We start from the raw sequence: 15,362 nt of genomic DNA on the forward strand, positions 1-15,362 counted from the left end.
TTCATAACGCGCAAATTTATCCCTATGTATATAGGTGTTAAGCCTCCAACTTCAGATAAGAAGAAAAAGGAGGGTTTTCAGTAAAAATATTTTTTACAAATAAAAAAAGCGCAACACACTCATTATGAAACACGTTGCGCTTGCTGTCAATTCAACACTTTTAGTATTCTTTTATTATTTGACAAATTTCACACAGTCTTCTTAAATTTTTACCGGACCAAGTAGCATTTTTAACTCTTCTGTATTCAAGTCTGTAAACCAATCATTGCTTTGTAAAAATTCTACTTGATTAAATGATACGATATCGGACGGTGATATCGCAAAAATAGTGGCGATAATTTCATGTAAACGTAATTGTTCAATATTTTTTTTGCGCCATTTTTTCTCCACACAATAGCGCCATAGTTCTTCTGCTGTAATCGCATCGTATTGATAATGTTTACACTCTTCTATCTTACTATCAATTGCAGGACGAATTTTTTCAAATAGTTGCTCATGTTGGATACTCATTTTGAATCATCTCCAATCAAAGTTGTATCGTAAGACATGTTTGCATACAAATAGTGTAAATGAATTTTTGTGGCTTGAGAAGGGACGGATGGCATGAGTTCTTTTGTACGAGGTACACTATTTTTAATGTTCGTGATTTTTTTATCGAAACTCTTTGGCTTCTTTTATAGAATGCAATTTATGCGTATCGCTGGTGAAGAGGCAGTCGGCATTTATATGACCGTCTATCCAGCGTTCATTTTCTTCATCTCACTCATTCAACTTGGACTACCTATCGCCGTGGCAAAAATTGTAGCAGAATTACTAGCAAAAAACAAACGTGAAAGCATCTTTGGTGTTATGCGTACGGCTATTTTTTGGTCATTTATTGGAATGATCATCTTTATGCCGATTGTTGCACTTACAATACCATATATCTCGTCAACGCTTTTACATAATGAACAAACAACATTCACGCTATGGATTGCACTTTTTGCTGTGCCAGTGTCAGTCGGCTCTGGGTTATTACGTGCTTATTTACAGGGCATTACGAAGATTACACCAACGGCTTGGGCTCAAATGATTGAACAAATTATCCGCATTAGCTTCATCACATTTACGCTTCCACTTGTGGCTGGCTATAATAATGCTGCCGTTACAGCAGCCTTTGCCATGGGCATTACACTTCTTGCTGAAGTTGTTGCTTTCTTGTATTTGTGGATGCATTATATTGTCTCAAAGAAAAAGTTATTGACACGAAAAAACAAAATCGAGGCTTATCCTTCCTCGCCGATGTTACGCATTGCCCTTCCTTCTGCAGGAAGTAAACTGTTCGGATCCTTTACATGGTTTTTAGAGCCAATCATTTTTCTAAAGGCTTTAACTATGGCTGGATTGACAGCTTCAGCAGCAACAATTTTATATGGGATTATTTCGGGTGTATTAGTCCCTCTATTATTATTCCCGGCTTTTGTGTCTGCGGCGCTTTCGATTGTCCTTATACCGGCTGTTAGCGACGCTGTAGCACGTCAGCATATACCACTCCTACAGGAACGTATTTCTGTATCATTGCGACTATCTTCCTTGGTGGGCTGTGTTGCCGCTACGTACTTTTTCGTTCATGGTGACGAATTAGCAGTGAAACTCTTTCACTTACAAGAAAATCGTGGTTATGTGAAAATATTAGCCCCTATTTTTTATTTTTATTATATTCAAAGTCCATTGCATTCGATATTACAAGCAATTGGTGAAGCCCGTGCTGCAATGATGAATTCGATTTACGGTGGACTTGGTAAACTATTTGTCATGTTCGTGCTTGCTTCTCAGCCTGGTATACAGGAAAAAGGTGCTGTTGTAGCAATTGGCTTTGGCGTTTTACTAACTTCGTTTCTGCATATCGCAACAGTAAGACAGCGTAAAAATTTACGTGCCGGCTTTAGAATGTTTGTTGTCCCGTATAGCTGCTTTATTGCTGTTTGTGTTACTCAGTATTTCCTGATGCAAATAATGCCACTGCCATTCATTTTAAGCAGCTGTGTAACCTTGTTTTTACTATTTACTTTCTTACTACTTTCCAATCAGTTACGCATAACAGATTTGCGCTACCTTCGTAAGTTAGCAAAAAAAGTTTAAGTTTCTTTCAGCTGGATATGCATCCGATCGACTTCCCAAATACAAAAAAAGACGGTGTTACTATCCTGAATATTATTTTTAGCCAGCTCTGCCATTAACCAATCAGCATCTTTATGCAATATCTTTAAGTGCCTATCCTGAATATCGCCATCGATAATAAGTGGGTAAACAAATGCCTTTTCATCTTTTTTATAAACAGAAAGATTGCCTGATGGCTCTAAGTAGGCATAAGCAATATCTGTGACGGAAGCAGTACCATTTTCGCGTAATTGTTGACATAGATCATCTAAATTATAGCGTTGCTTGCGCATTTCACTTTCTAAAATGACACCATCTCTTATAAGTAATACTGGATCACCATCAACTAGGTCACGGAATTTTTTACTTTTAAGTGAAATATATGCACTCCCTATTTGAATGAAAAACAACACGATGATTGGTAAAATCACATTAAATAAAGGACTTTCAAAGTCATCAAGCGCAAAGGCTGCAACCTCAGCCATTAAAATGGACACGACTAAATCTATTACAGATAATTCGCCGACTTCACGTTTACCCATTAAACGAAAAATTATTAGGATAAACACATATAAAAAGCATGTTCTAAAAATAATCATAAAATATTCTTCCATGCAGTCACCCCCATATAATCAAAGTGACCGTGTAAGTTACTTTTTATACAAAAAAGCCTTGTCAAAAATGAATTCTTACATTTTGACAAAGCTAAATATAATGAGTAAGGCGTTGTCCACCATATATGATGGACAACGCCTACAAATATTAGTTATTTACAACACGACCGATTGCTTGACGATCAAATTTCACGCGTACATTGTCTGCGATTTTTAATGTCACAGCTGTGTCCTCAATTGCGTCAACCTCGCCGTGTAAGCCACCGATTGTAATAACTTTATCTCCACGTTGCAAACTACTCTGCATATTTTGTGTTTCCTGCTGTCTCTTTTTAGCAGGGCGGATTAAAATAAACCACATTGCAACGAACATGATTAACATCATGATTAAGCTAGTATATTGTCCCATAATTTTTGCCCCCTTTCCAATTCTCACTTTTTTAGTATAGACTATTCCACCATAAAAAAGCGATGGACAAGCCCAAAATTTATCTATATTACTAATATTTTTTCTATAATAGACATTATTTTGCTAGTAATATCCACAACCCACATAAATTTACATGATTTTTTAACTAAATATTAGAAGTTCTTTGCATTTGGTCCATTAAAGCCATATTTCTCGAAAAATTCTTCTCGGAAATCGCCAAGACGATCTTCACGAATTGCCTCACGTACTTGCTCCATTAGCTTCAATAAGAAATGTAAGTTATGGTAAGTCGTTAAACGGATACCGAACGTTTCTTCCGTACGAATTAGATGACGAATATACGCGCGTGAATAGTTTTTACATGTATAGCAATCACAGTTCGGATCAATTGGTCCAAAATCACGTGCATATTTTGCATTTTTAACAACTAAACGGCCTTCAGATGTCATTAATGTACCATTACGGGCAATACGTGTCGGTAATACACAGTCAAACATATCAATACCTCGAATAGCACCATCAATTAATGAGTCAGGCGACCCTACACCCATTAAATAACGTGGTTTATTAGTTGGCATTAAAGGTGTTGTAAACTCTAATACTCGGTTCATGACGTCCTTAGGTTCCCCAACAGAAAGCCCTCCAATTGCATAACCTGGGAAATCTAGCTCTACTAATGCTTCTGCAGAACGACGGCGTAAATCCTCATATTCGCCCCCTTGAATGATACCGAATAGACCTTGTTCTTCTGTACGTTTATGAGCTTCTTTACAACGTTTAGCCCAACGCGTTGTGCGGTCTACTGATTGCAGCATATAGTCATATGTTGCAGGGTATGGTGGACATTCATCAAATGCCATCATAATATCCGAACCTAAATCATTTTGAATTTCCATCGCCTTTTCTGGACTTAAAAACAATTTATCTCCATTTAAGTGATTGCGGAAGTGAACTCCTTCTTCTTCAATTTTACGGAATTGACTGAGGGAGAATACTTGGAAACCACCTGAATCAGTTAAAATCGGGCGATCCCAGTTCATAAATTTATGCAAGCCCCCTGCTTCCTTCACAATATCATTTCCTGGTCGAAGCCATAAATGATACGTATTTGACAGAATTATCCCTGCATTCATTTCTTTTAATTCCTCAGGGGACATTGTTTTAACAGTTGCTTGTGTACCAACAGGCATAAATGCTGGCGTTTCAAAAGAGCCATGCGGCGTATGCACGATGCCAAGGCGTGCTCCTGTTTGCTTACAAGTATGAAGTAGCTCATAACGAATTGCTGGTTGTGTCATAAAATAAATATTCCTCTCTTATCTAAAGTAAAAACAGTACTCCGATTTTTTTCCTTAGTTTATCCTTTTGGACGAATAAACATAGCATCACCAAAACTAAAGAAGCGATATTTTTCTTCTACAGCTTGTTGATATGCATTTAAAATTGTTGCTCTTGTCGCAAGTGTACTAACAAGCATTACAAGAGTTGATTTTGGTAAATGGAAGTTTGTGATTAAACCATCCACAACCGTAAATTCATATCCTGGGTAAATGAAAATAGACGTCCAACCTTGTTCTGCTCGCACTTCGCCTTCATATTTAGAGCCGATCGTTTCTAATGTGCGGGTAGAGGTTGTACCAACTGCAATTACTTTTCCACCATTACTTTTTACACGGTTAATGATAGATGCAGTTTCTTCCGTTACACTATAAAATTCGGCATGCATTTCGTGATTTTCAATTGAATCTACACTTACAGGACGGAAAGTTCCAAGCCCTACATGTAAAGTGATAAATACAACTTCGACCCCTTTTGCTTTAACTTGCTCTAGCAATTCTTCTGTAAAATGAAGACCAGCAGTTGGTGCTGCTGCTGAGCCGCGTTCTTTTGCATAAACGGTTTGGTAACGATCCTTGTCCTCTAATTTTTCACGAATATATGGAGGTAATGGCATCTCACCAAGTTGCTCTAAAATTTCATAAAAAATCCCATTATATTTAAACTCAAATGTACGTCCACCATGATCAAGCTCTCCTGTACAAGTAGCTGTCAGTAAGCCATCTCCAAATGTTACAACTGTGCCAACTTTTACACGCTTAGCTGGTTTAACAAGTGTTTCCCATTCATCCGTACCCGCCATTTGCTTTAATAGCAGTACTTCTATATGAGCACCGGTTTCCTCTTTAATGCCCATTAATCGCGCTGGTAAGACCCTTGTATCATTTAATACAAGACAGTCCCCTGCATGTAGCTCATCTAAAATATGAGCAAAATGATGATGCTCAACATTTTGTGAGCCTGGCGTCACGACCATTAGTCGACTAGCTGTACGATCCACAAGTGGTGTTTGTGCAATGAGCTCCTCTGGCAATTCAAAATCAAAATCTTCTACACGCATGAAAATACTTCCTTCTTCTAGGTTTGTTGGGGATATTCATATCCAAAATGTTCGTAGGCTAAATGTGATGCCACACGTCCACGTGGTGTCCGTTGTATAAAGCCGATTTGCATCAAATACGGCTCATACACATCCTCTATCGTTACACGTTCTTCACCAATAGATGCTGCCAACGTATCTAAGCCTACAGGGCCTCCACGGAAGCGCTCAATCATATTGGTCACAAGTTTATGGTCAATATGGTCAAGCCCTCTAGGATCGACTTGCAATAGCTCGAGCGCTTGCTTAGCAAGTCCCTCTGTTATCATACCATCTCCAAGCACCTGTGCATAATCTCTCACTCGTTTAAGCAGGCGATTGGCAATACGGGGTGTCCCACGCGAGCGTCTCGCCATTTCAAGTGCTGCTACTTGCTCGATATCAACATTAAATAAGTGAGCACTACGCACGACAATTTCTGCAAGTGAAGTAGTATCATAATACTCCAATCTTAATAATACGCCAAAGCGATCTCTTAAAGGTGCTGATAATGCACCAGCCCTTGTTGTTGCACCAACGAGTGTAAATGGCGGTAAATCAAGTCGTACAGAACGCGCTTCAGGGCCTTTACCAACAACAATGTCTAAACAAAAATCCTCCATTGCTGGATAAAGCACCTCTTCTATTGCACGAGGCAGGCGATGTATTTCATCGATAAAGAGCACATCTCCTGGCTCTAGTGAGCTTAAAATAGCTGCTAAATCGCCAGGACGTTCGATTGCAGGGCCGCTAGTCATCCGCACATTAACATTCATTTCATTGGCAATGACAGCAGCTAATGTAGTTTTACCAAGTCCAGGTGGTCCATATAACAGCACATGATCTAAACTTTCCTGACGAAGCTTTGCCGCTTCAATGAAAATTTGTAAATTCTCCTTTACCTTATGCTGGCCAATGTATTGAGCTAGTCTTTGTGGACGTAAAGATAATTCAAACTGTTCATCATAGCTACCTGCCTCACTAGCTATCATACGTTCAGACATGTACTTTCCCCCCTTTCACTATTTTAACTTTAATAGTAATTGTAATGCTTGTTTCATAAATGCATCTGTTGTTTCAAGCTTGTCATTTTCTTCAAGCTGTGGACGTATTTTTTCAAGTTCTTTTTCAGAATAACCAAGTGCCATTAAGGCAAGAATAGCTTCTTCAAGCTCATGTTTAAATGGATTCACACCAAATAATGGAAGCTCATCCTCTGAACTAGGTAGCTCAATAGTCTCCATTAATCCGCCAAGTTTACCTTTTAAATCTAGAATCATTTGACGTGCCGTTTTCTTGCCCACACCCGGGAATTTTACTAAAAACGATTCATCCTCTCGTTCAATAGCACTTATCACCTGTTGTGGGTTCCCAGTAGCTAAAATAGCAAGAGCACCCTTTGGTCCAATTCCTGACACTAGAATAAGTTTACGAAACAGCTCACGTTGGTCTAAATTTGGAAAGCCATATAACATTTGTGCATCCTCACGTACATGCAAGTGTACAAAAATTTGTTGTTCAAGTGCAGATGTCCTGAACGCAAATGGATTAGGTGTATTCAACTGCCAGCCAATCCCTTGCTGTTCAAGGACGATATACTCAGGAGTGATACGCTTTATTTGTCCTTTTAAATAATCATACATTCTATAATCCCTCACAATCATCGTCTTCGATTATAGCATATTGCGAACGAATGCTCGACTATAACAAATGCGCTGAAGAGCCCGAAGCAAAAGTAAGCGATCCACCACTTTTGCCCGAGGGATCGAAGCGACCTCGAGGATGTAGCGCTTTAGCCTAGACGAAAACTATGCTCTAGGTTATCCACAAATCAATTATGCCTCGGCATAGGCTTTAACTTACTTAACATTTAGAAAAGCACAAGTAGTCGTTCACACACAAAAATGACCGCCAATAGACGGTCATTTCTTCATCATTCTATCAATATCGTACCACAGTTTCGGCCAATATGTGAGGGCTCGTTTTGTAAACGGCACTAAATAATCTAAAAACACAAGCTGTTGATCTAATGGTAAATCAACTGCAAAAAGCCATTCACGTAATAGCTCATTTGGATATTTTAAACGATGTAGCTTTCTTTTATCTAAGCGTTCCAACTCTGGTAGCTCTGCAAATATATTACCAATGTCATAATCTACAGCTGGCAGTACACGATGCAACCATAAAATATATTCATCATCCGCTTCTCCAAGATGAGACAAATCAAAATCAATTAAACGCAATTCTCCATCTGAGCACCATAAAAAATTATGATGTACGACATCTCCATGTAAAAGCGTTATTTCTTTTTCGGGTACGTCCTCCAGAGCAATTAACTGTAACGACTTCTCACTATATTGTAAAATATGATTGATTTCTTCTTTCGTTAAAAATGCACGAAATTCATCCCGTCTGCTCTTAAAACGCATATGACGCATTTGCCATTTTAAAAGCTGTGAATAGGTGTGCAAGCCCGGCACTCGCTGCCAAGCAATTTTCTTATGTGTATCATGTAAAGTATTTAATAACTTAAGTGATTCCTTCCGATCTTTTTTATGTGCAAAATTCGCACTATGACTTCCTTCTTGCCAAGCTTGCACGATTAAATACTCATCATCACTTTTCATTAAAGGTAAAATCAGCGAGGGTTCAAGATGTCCAAGCTGTCGATGTATAACCCTTACCTTTTCTGCTATTTCTAACTGCTTTGCACGTTTCACAAAATAATTATTTGATTGACATTTATACTTCCAAATATTCGACTTTACTTCTTCAACGATATACGCTTTTTCACCATCGATAAGGCGTCATCCCGCCTGGGAAAAAGTGCGGTGACATCCATGGACCTGTTGACGAATACGGCATTGGGCACGGTGGTGGACATGATGATTGACATGGCATTGGACATGGCATTGGACATGGTGGTGGGCATGGTGGTGGACATGGCGGTTGACAATTACATGAGTCCATTTTCCAATTTGGCATCATCATTGGTTGTGAATTACAACCACAGGAATGCCCCACTCCCATCTCCGGCATTTGCTCAAATTCAGGCTTCATAGGGAAGAATGGTGATGAACTAGATTCTAAGAAATTTTCCATCCCAGCAACTTTACTGCCTGGCATTTCACATGATGTTGGTTGCTCTGGCATCATATAAGCTTCTACTTGCGGTTCCATTGGCATTGGCATTTGCATTGGCATTTCCATCGGCATTGGCATTGGCATCGGCATATGCATTGGCATATGCCAATACATATGATGGTGTACTGGCTGATGGCAACTTGCACAATGTGGTACTGTCGGCATTTGCGGCATTTGTGGCATGATAAAAATCGGTTGTGGCATTGGGGCTGGTGGTGGCGGTAGTTCCGGTTGTGCTACAGGCTGTGGTGGTGGTTGAATTTGAATTGGTGATACAGTTTGATTTTGCTCTACTTGTGGCATGACAACTTGTTGACTCCAGTTAAGCTCAACAGGCGCTTGCTGTGGCATCGGCATTGGCATTGGATAAGGAATAGGAATCATCTGTGGTTCTGGCATCGGTGGTGGTGGTACAATAATCGGTGGTGGCATCGGTCTCTGTACCTCTTTTTCTTTAACATGTTTTATAGGTGACTCCTTGTGCATATGTTCTTTGTGCATATGTTCCTTGTACCCTTCTTTATGTGATTCCCTATGTCCTTCTCTATGCATTCCCCAATCTGTTTCTCGATGCTGTTCTCTATGAGGTTCTTTGTGTATTTTTTCAGGTAGGATAATTTCCATGCCCGGTACAATATAATCTGGATTAGCAAGATGAGCATTGAGCCGTTTTAAATCTTCAAACGAAACACCATACTCTTTCGCAATCTTCCACAACGTATCTCCCTTTTGAACAATATGAATACGCAATTTTTTCCTCCCTTCCTCTCTACGTATCATATGTTCAATGTTTCATTTGGATACAAAAAATTCACGCATGTTGGAAATGCTTCATGGTACACTAGTTCTAAGGAAAACGGCTTCCTTTATTACAGGCAGAGGTGATCTCTTATGAAAAAAATGTTAGGCGAAGAACGCCGACTGCAACTTCTAGCACAGCTAAAAAAAAGCACAGCACCTATAACAGGGACGGACTTAGCTAAATTCGCAAATGTTTCTAGACAAGTCATTGTTAATGATATGACATTATTAAAGGCTAGAAATGAACCTATTATTGCAACTAGCCAAGGATATATTTATATGCATCAGGAACAATTACATCAAACTGTTGAACGTACAATCCCTTGCTTCCATACCTCAGAGGATGCAGAAGATGAGCTTATTACAATAGTTGATTGCGGTGGTACAGTAAAAAATGTTATTGTAGAACATCCTATTTATGGCGAAATTACTGCATCTATTATGGTCTCTAACCGTCATGAAGTAAAAAAATTTATTCAACGTGTTACCGATACACAGGCAAGTTACTTATCTGAACTAACGGGGGGTACACATCTTCATGTAATTTCTGCGCCTTCAGTTGAAATTTTAGATTTAATTGAGCTCACTTTACAAAAAAAAGGCTATTTAGTAGCGGATCAATAAATTAATAATCTTAACTTAGCTGCTAGCTTTCACAATAACTAGCAGCTTTCTATTTATGCTAAAAAAGAGAGGCTGGGACATAACTGGTCAAAACCTTAAAAAGCGCGAGAAATCAATTTTAGAAACGTTGATTTCTTGCGCTTTTCTGATGTGAAATATTGTAATTTTGCATTGAAAATATACTTATGTCCCAACCTCTTCAAATTTAGAGAAACCTTTTTCGCTGTGAAGGTGTTGGCAATAAGCATTTTTCTTTTCGACCGAAAAAACGATACCGATTTTTTGCAAATATTCGGTACATCCTATTTCGCATAAATGAAGGGATAAGGATGAAAACAAAACAAGCTGGCCAAAAACTATCTAATCTCCGACAGATTTTAAGTGCTGCTGTGGATTCAAAATATGCCTTTCCATGCTCAATTAATATGACACTATCTATATTTTTTGGTACTTCGTATTGAACAAGTAACGCCTGCCCAGCATCGCTCTGGATAGATGCAAATTGAAAATATGCTGCCTCATCATGTTTGATAATAAATTGCACACTACTGTCACAAAAATTGCATACTCCGTCAAACAAAATAATACCACCCACAATGATTCCTCCTAGCCACTTTAATTACTCGTCTGAAGTTAGATAAGTAAAGTATGTACCAAGTGACTTCACCTTGCAACCAAGTGCAGCTAGTTCTTCCATAGCCCCACGCATCATAGGCTCCTTTTCATCTGCCAATACATCAATCATAAAGAAATAATCACCTAAGCCCGTTTTTAATGGTCTTGATTCGATTTTACTTAAATTTAGCTGACGCCATGCAAATACTGATAGTACTTGGTGTAATGCCCCTGAACGGTCTGTCGGCAATGTAATCATGAACGTTGTTTTTGCCTGTCCATTCGATAAATTTTGTGGTAATCGTATATTTTGCTTAGATAATACGAAAAATCGTGTATGGTTAAAATGGAAATCATGAATATTAGATTGAACAATTTCTAAGCCATATTTTTCTGCTGCCGCTGCATTGCCAACCGCCGCCATGCATTCGCTCGGATTTTCGGATACATATTTTGCCGCTGCTGCTGTTGATGTTGTTTGATGTAACGGAACATGGCTGAATCGATAAAATAAATATTTATGACACTGTGCTAGCGCATGTGGATGTGAATAAACTCCTTTAATCGATTCCCAATTGTCCTTCTGCTCTTTATTGACCATTAAATGCTGCTGTATCTTCAATTGAAGTTCTCCAGTAACATAGAGTGTTGCCTCATGGAATAAATAATCAAGCGTTAGTGATACGGAGCCTTCTAAAGCATTTTCCAACGGTACAACTGCTAAATCTACCTTCCCCTTCGCTACTGCCTCGATACATTCTGGAATTGTAGCACAAGGGACAAGCCACTCAGTTGGAAAGGTTGCCTTCGTTGCTAAGTATGTAAATGATGCTTCCGGTCCTAAATATCCAATTCGTTTTTCCCATTGTTGCTCTGTCATTACATTTACCTCCTCCACTACTATTGTAGTTTATAGTTTGATTTTAAATTGTACATCACCAAAACGTAGGGTTGATTTCCGTTCCGACTAGCCGCTTTCCTTTGGGGCGGCCGATGAGCCACTTCGCTCCAGAGTCTCATCGGTGACGCCAATCCCCAAGGAGGCGCCAAGTCTTCACTTCAACATATACGTTTCACTAAATGTTATCCACAATCTTTGGTGATGAACGACTAAAATGCAAAAATTTAGAATTTTTAATCCCCAAAAGATCAAATGATGAGCTGAGGTATAATGTGAAGCCTTCCTAAACATTCAGGCAATTGCCTCATAGAACTTTTTTGCAATAGTTTTTCTTATAGAATAAGGAGCTGTCCCATAAAGCGATAATTACTTCACATGGGACTGCTCCTTTTAAGCTTATTTACATTCTGTCAAAAATTCAAGCTTGCTTTTAGTCATTACAATGCACCAGAACTAATTACTTCCGCTGATTCTACAAAATCTAAACGTTTGAGTTGCTGTATTAAATCATCAAGTTCACATGTCATACTAGTTACATCTAATGACAATGTAACATTGGCACGTCCTTGAATCGGTATTGTTTGATGGATAGTCAGTACATTGCAATGCGTAATTGTCACTGTTTCTAAAAGCTTTGCAAGTGTTCCTTTACGGTCCTGAAGCTGTAAAAAGACTGTTAAAATGCGTTCCTGCACAATTGAGTGAAAAGGAAATACAGCATCACGATATTTGTAAAACGCACTACGCGATAAATCCACCTGCTTTACCGCATCCCATATGGAAGATACCGAACCACTTGAAAGTAGGTGTTTCGCCTCCAAAGTTTTTTGCATAGCATCCGTTAAAACATCTTCACGAACTAAATAATATCGCTGATTCGCAACATTCTTCATACGCTTCCCCCTAAAACCTTGTCTTAATCGACAAATTCAAATTCAAACTCTTGCAGACGAACTGTATCGCCATCTTGTGCTCCACGTTCGCGTAGTGCTTCATCTACGCCCATTGCACGCAATTGACGAGCAAAACGGCGAATACCATCTTCACGGCTAAAGTCAGTCATTTTAAATAGGCGTTCAATTGCGTATCCACTAATGATAAATGCACCATCATCATCACGAGTAATTTCGAAATCTTCACCTTTTCCTTCATGTTTATACATTACCGTTGCTTCTGATTGCTCCTCTACATCATCATATAGAGGGAATTCAGGCGTTACTTCAAGTAAATCAGCAATGGCAAATAGTAACTCTTTTAAACCTTGACGTGAAATTGCTGAAATCGGGAAAATTTGAATATCTTCTCCCACTTTTTTGCGGAATTCCTCTAAGTTTTCTTCTGCTTCTGGCATATCCATTTTATTGGCAACAATAATTTGTGGACGCTCTGTTAAACGAAGATTATATTGCTTTAGCTCTTCATTAATCGTTAAATAATCCTCGTACGGATCGCGACCTTCCATTCCTGACATATCAATAACATGAACAATAACGCGTGTACGTTCAATATGTCGTAAAAATTGATGACCTAAGCCTACCCCTTCATGTGCTCCTTCAATAAGACCAGGTAAATCTGCCATCGCAAAGCTTCGATGATCATCTGTTTCAATCATCCCTAAATTCGGTACAATCGTTGTAAAATGATATGCACCAATTTTTGGCTTTGCAGCAGAAACAACAGATAAAAGCGTTGATTTACCAACACTTGGGAAACCTACTAGCCCCACATCTGCTAAAACTTTTAACTCTAATATAACATTTAATTCTTGTCCTGGCTCACCTTTTTCAGAAAGTTCTGGAGCAGGATTAGCTGGTGTTGCAAAGCGAGAATTCCCTCGGCCACCACGGCCAGCTTTTGCGATAATCGCTTGTTGACCATGCTCGACTAAATCGGCAATAACAACACCTGTTTCTTCGTTCAATACGACTGTGCCTGGTGGAACTTTAACGATCAAATCGTCTGCACGTCTACCATGCATTCCTTTACTCATACCATGCTCACCACGGTCAGCCTTGAAGTGGCGTTTATAGCGGAAATCCATTAATGTTCGTAAACCCTCTTCAACTTCAAATACTACGTTACCACCATGTCCACCGTCGCCACCAGCTGGACCACCATTCGGTACATATTTTTCTCGGCGGAAGGCAACCATTCCGTCACCACCGTCGCCACCTTTTACATAAATCTTAACGTGATCGACAAACATTTAGTTCACTCCCTATTTGCATTCAAGACATATTGCCAGCACGTATTCGTCTGTTCATTTGTTTGAATGTCTAATTGTTTCAAACCTTTTTCGGTGAATGCATCAGCACTCCATAGCCCATTTAGCGTGAATGTCACGGCAAATGTATGATCGTCAACACGTACATCGAGCGCTAAGCTCTGCTCTGTAAATGGATCTAATGTATCATAAACATGCATAACTGTTTTGTTTAAGTAATCTACAATTTCCGTATCAATATTATTTGTGACGGGCTTTTTTATCTCACCGCTAAGCTTCATTGGTAATGAAGGATAGCGCCAGCCTGCTGTTTGCAGCCACTCGATTGTTCGCGGTAATTGTAGACGATTAAGGATAGAAAGCGCTTGTAACTGTTCCGAATAATTTTGAATAAGTTTTTTTGATTCATCAATTCTACCTAAATCTAAATTCATGCGAATAAGCTGAAGCTGATTCACATAATCATGATTTGCAAAACGTAATACTTCACTAATGGTTAGTGATTGATTGTTCATCCCATTCACTCCAATAAAGTTATCCTTACTAGTATAACAAGTTTTGCTGTATTTTTCCCTTAATTCTTCAATCAATTATACCTCGTCATAATTGCGTACGCCGGAGACTTTATCTTCTTTCAGCGGGTGTTTGGACATCCGCTGAGAAGTAGCTTAAATCCGCATTTATCTCACCACCTATAGAGATGGTAGACTTCTGAAAAAAGAAGTTGAAATTTAGCCAAAAAAAGGACTGCAATAAATGCAGTCCTACGCTTTATGTTATCTTTTTTGAAGATTAAGCTTCTTGTGATGCTGGGTATACAGATACTTGTTTGCGATCGCGACCTAAGCGTTCGAATTTAACAACGCCGTCAACTTTAGCAAATAGTGTATCGTCACCACCACGACCTACGTTTGTACCTGGGTAAATTTTTGTACCGCGTTGACGGTAAAGAATTGAACCACCAGTTACGAATTGGCCATCAGCACGTTTAGCACCAAGACGTTTAGACTCAGAGTCACGTCCGTTTTTAGTAGAACCTACCCCTTTTTTAGATGCGAAAAGTTGAAGGTCTAATGCTAATAATAATTTCATCGTGTTCCACCTCCTACTTGGTTGTAGTTGATTTGGATGTATTGTCCGTAATTTTGTACCATTGAATACACTTGGGCAGTCATTACTTGGACAATTAACTGTAGTTTTGCATCAATTTCAGGCTCTATATCTGATGGTAAATCTACCTTAAGATAGCCTCCACCTTCAGCAGCTTGTTCGACTTCTGGCTGTAATTGTAGTAGTGCATAAATAGCATTCACAGTACCTATGGCAATTGTAGATGCTCCTGCGCATACTAAATCCTTACCAGATTCATCGTATTCAGCATGTCCTGAAAATTCAAATGCGGACACATGTCTATTTTCATTGTGATGAATCGTAACTTGTATCATTCGCTACAC

18 protein-coding genes are annotated in these 15,362 nt (G+C 39.0%); 2 read left to right on the forward strand and 16 right to left on the reverse strand.

What is annotated here, in order from left to right:
- Positions 1-201: 201 nt before the first annotated feature.
- Positions 202-510, reverse strand: coding sequence for a post-transcriptional regulator (locus tag QUF91_RS19545; protein WP_285398172.1), 309 nt, complete (start codon positions 508-510; stop codon positions 202-204).
- 93 nt (positions 511-603) lie between these two features.
- Between QUF91_RS19545 and QUF91_RS19550 the strand changes: the two genes are divergently transcribed.
- Complete coding sequence (locus QUF91_RS19550) at positions 604-2,121, forward strand: putative polysaccharide biosynthesis protein (protein WP_285398173.1); 1,518 nt, start codon at positions 604-606, stop codon at positions 2,119-2,121.
- Here QUF91_RS19550 and QUF91_RS19555 read toward each other — a convergent pair.
- From QUF91_RS19555 to QUF91_RS19590, 8 genes are all read right to left on the reverse strand, one after another.
- Positions 2,118-2,753 carry a DUF421 domain-containing protein gene (locus tag QUF91_RS19555; protein WP_285398174.1) on the reverse strand — a complete coding sequence of 212 codons (636 nt, stop codon included), beginning with the start codon at positions 2,751-2,753 and terminating at the stop codon, positions 2,118-2,120. The two genes, QUF91_RS19550 and QUF91_RS19555, sit on opposite strands and share 4 nt — an antisense overlap.
- A 148-nt stretch (positions 2,754-2,901) precedes the next feature.
- Positions 2,902-3,162: a preprotein translocase subunit YajC gene (yajC, locus tag QUF91_RS19560; protein WP_285398175.1), complete on the reverse strand. Its 261-nt coding sequence runs from the start codon at positions 3,160-3,162 to the stop codon at positions 2,902-2,904.
- 173 nt (positions 3,163-3,335) lie between these two features.
- Complete coding sequence (gene tgt, locus QUF91_RS19565; RefSeq protein ID WP_285398176.1) at positions 3,336-4,481, reverse strand: tRNA guanosine(34) transglycosylase Tgt; 1,146 nt, start codon at positions 4,479-4,481, stop codon at positions 3,336-3,338.
- Positions 4,482-4,540: 59 nt separating this feature from the next.
- Positions 4,541-5,581: a tRNA preQ1(34) S-adenosylmethionine ribosyltransferase-isomerase QueA gene (gene queA, locus QUF91_RS19570; protein WP_289419101.1), complete on the reverse strand. Its 1,041-nt coding sequence runs from the start codon at positions 5,579-5,581 to the stop codon at positions 4,541-4,543.
- 17 nt (positions 5,582-5,598) lie between these two features.
- Positions 5,599-6,603 carry a Holliday junction branch migration DNA helicase RuvB gene (gene ruvB, locus QUF91_RS19575; RefSeq protein WP_285398178.1) on the reverse strand — a complete coding sequence of 335 codons (1,005 nt, stop codon included), beginning with the start codon at positions 6,601-6,603 and terminating at the stop codon, positions 5,599-5,601.
- A gap of 18 nt (positions 6,604-6,621) precedes the next feature.
- A complete protein-coding gene (gene ruvA / locus QUF91_RS19580) occupies positions 6,622-7,242 on the reverse strand; it encodes a Holliday junction branch migration protein RuvA (RefSeq protein ID WP_285398179.1) in 621 nt (206 codons plus the stop codon).
- A gap of 279 nt (positions 7,243-7,521) precedes the next feature.
- Positions 7,522-8,319, reverse strand: coding sequence for a phosphotransferase (locus QUF91_RS19585; protein WP_289419102.1), 798 nt, complete (start codon positions 8,317-8,319; stop codon positions 7,522-7,524).
- 70 nt (positions 8,320-8,389) lie between these two features.
- The gene (locus tag QUF91_RS19590) at positions 8,390-9,493 is read right to left on the reverse strand and encodes a LysM peptidoglycan-binding domain-containing protein (protein ID WP_289419103.1); all 1,104 of its coding nucleotides are present in this window, start codon (positions 9,491-9,493) and stop codon (positions 8,390-8,392) included.
- A 141-nt stretch (positions 9,494-9,634) separates the two neighbouring features.
- Here QUF91_RS19590 and QUF91_RS19595 point away from each other — a divergent pair, with 141 nt between their 5' ends.
- Complete coding sequence (locus QUF91_RS19595; RefSeq protein ID WP_289419104.1) at positions 9,635-10,168, forward strand: transcription repressor NadR; 534 nt, start codon at positions 9,635-9,637, stop codon at positions 10,166-10,168.
- Between the two features lie 205 nt (positions 10,169-10,373).
- Here QUF91_RS19595 and QUF91_RS19600 read toward each other — a convergent pair whose 3' ends face one another.
- The 7 genes from QUF91_RS19600 to QUF91_RS19630 form a co-directional block, all read right to left on the reverse strand.
- The gene (locus QUF91_RS19600; protein ID WP_285398183.1) at positions 10,374-10,763 is read right to left on the reverse strand and encodes a thiol-disulfide oxidoreductase DCC family protein; all 390 of its coding nucleotides are present in this window, start codon (positions 10,761-10,763) and stop codon (positions 10,374-10,376) included.
- 24 nt (positions 10,764-10,787) lie between these two features.
- On the reverse strand, positions 10,788-11,663 hold the full coding sequence (gene pheA / locus QUF91_RS19605) for a prephenate dehydratase (protein ID WP_289419105.1): 876 nt from the start codon (positions 11,661-11,663) through the stop codon (positions 10,788-10,790).
- 458 nt (positions 11,664-12,121) lie between these two features.
- Positions 12,122-12,577, reverse strand: coding sequence for an ACT domain-containing protein (locus tag QUF91_RS19610; protein ID WP_053484814.1), 456 nt, complete (start codon positions 12,575-12,577; stop codon positions 12,122-12,124).
- Positions 12,578-12,600: 23 nt separating this feature from the next.
- Positions 12,601-13,890: a GTPase ObgE gene (gene obgE, locus QUF91_RS19615; RefSeq protein WP_285398185.1), complete on the reverse strand. Its 1,290-nt coding sequence runs from the start codon at positions 13,888-13,890 to the stop codon at positions 12,601-12,603.
- 5 nt (positions 13,891-13,895) lie between these two features.
- Positions 13,896-14,423 carry a Spo0B domain-containing protein gene (locus QUF91_RS19620; protein WP_289419106.1) on the reverse strand — a complete coding sequence of 176 codons (528 nt, stop codon included), beginning with the start codon at positions 14,421-14,423 and terminating at the stop codon, positions 13,896-13,898.
- Between the two features lie 277 nt (positions 14,424-14,700).
- Entirely contained in the window at positions 14,701-15,000 is a 300-nt protein-coding gene (gene rpmA / locus QUF91_RS19625) for a 50S ribosomal protein L27 (protein WP_053484817.1), read from the reverse strand.
- Positions 14,997-15,353 (reverse strand): ribosomal-processing cysteine protease Prp, encoded by a 357-nt coding sequence (locus tag QUF91_RS19630; RefSeq protein WP_285398187.1) that lies wholly within the window; start codon positions 15,351-15,353, stop codon positions 14,997-14,999. The genes rpmA and QUF91_RS19630 overlap by 4 nt, the downstream gene beginning before the upstream one ends.
- Between the last annotated feature and the right edge of the window lie 9 nt (positions 15,354-15,362).

The sequence above is a fragment of the Lysinibacillus sp. G4S2 genome (genome assembly GCF_030348505.1).
In the GTDB taxonomy this organism is placed as follows: Bacteria; Bacillota; Bacilli; order Bacillales_A; family Planococcaceae; genus Lysinibacillus.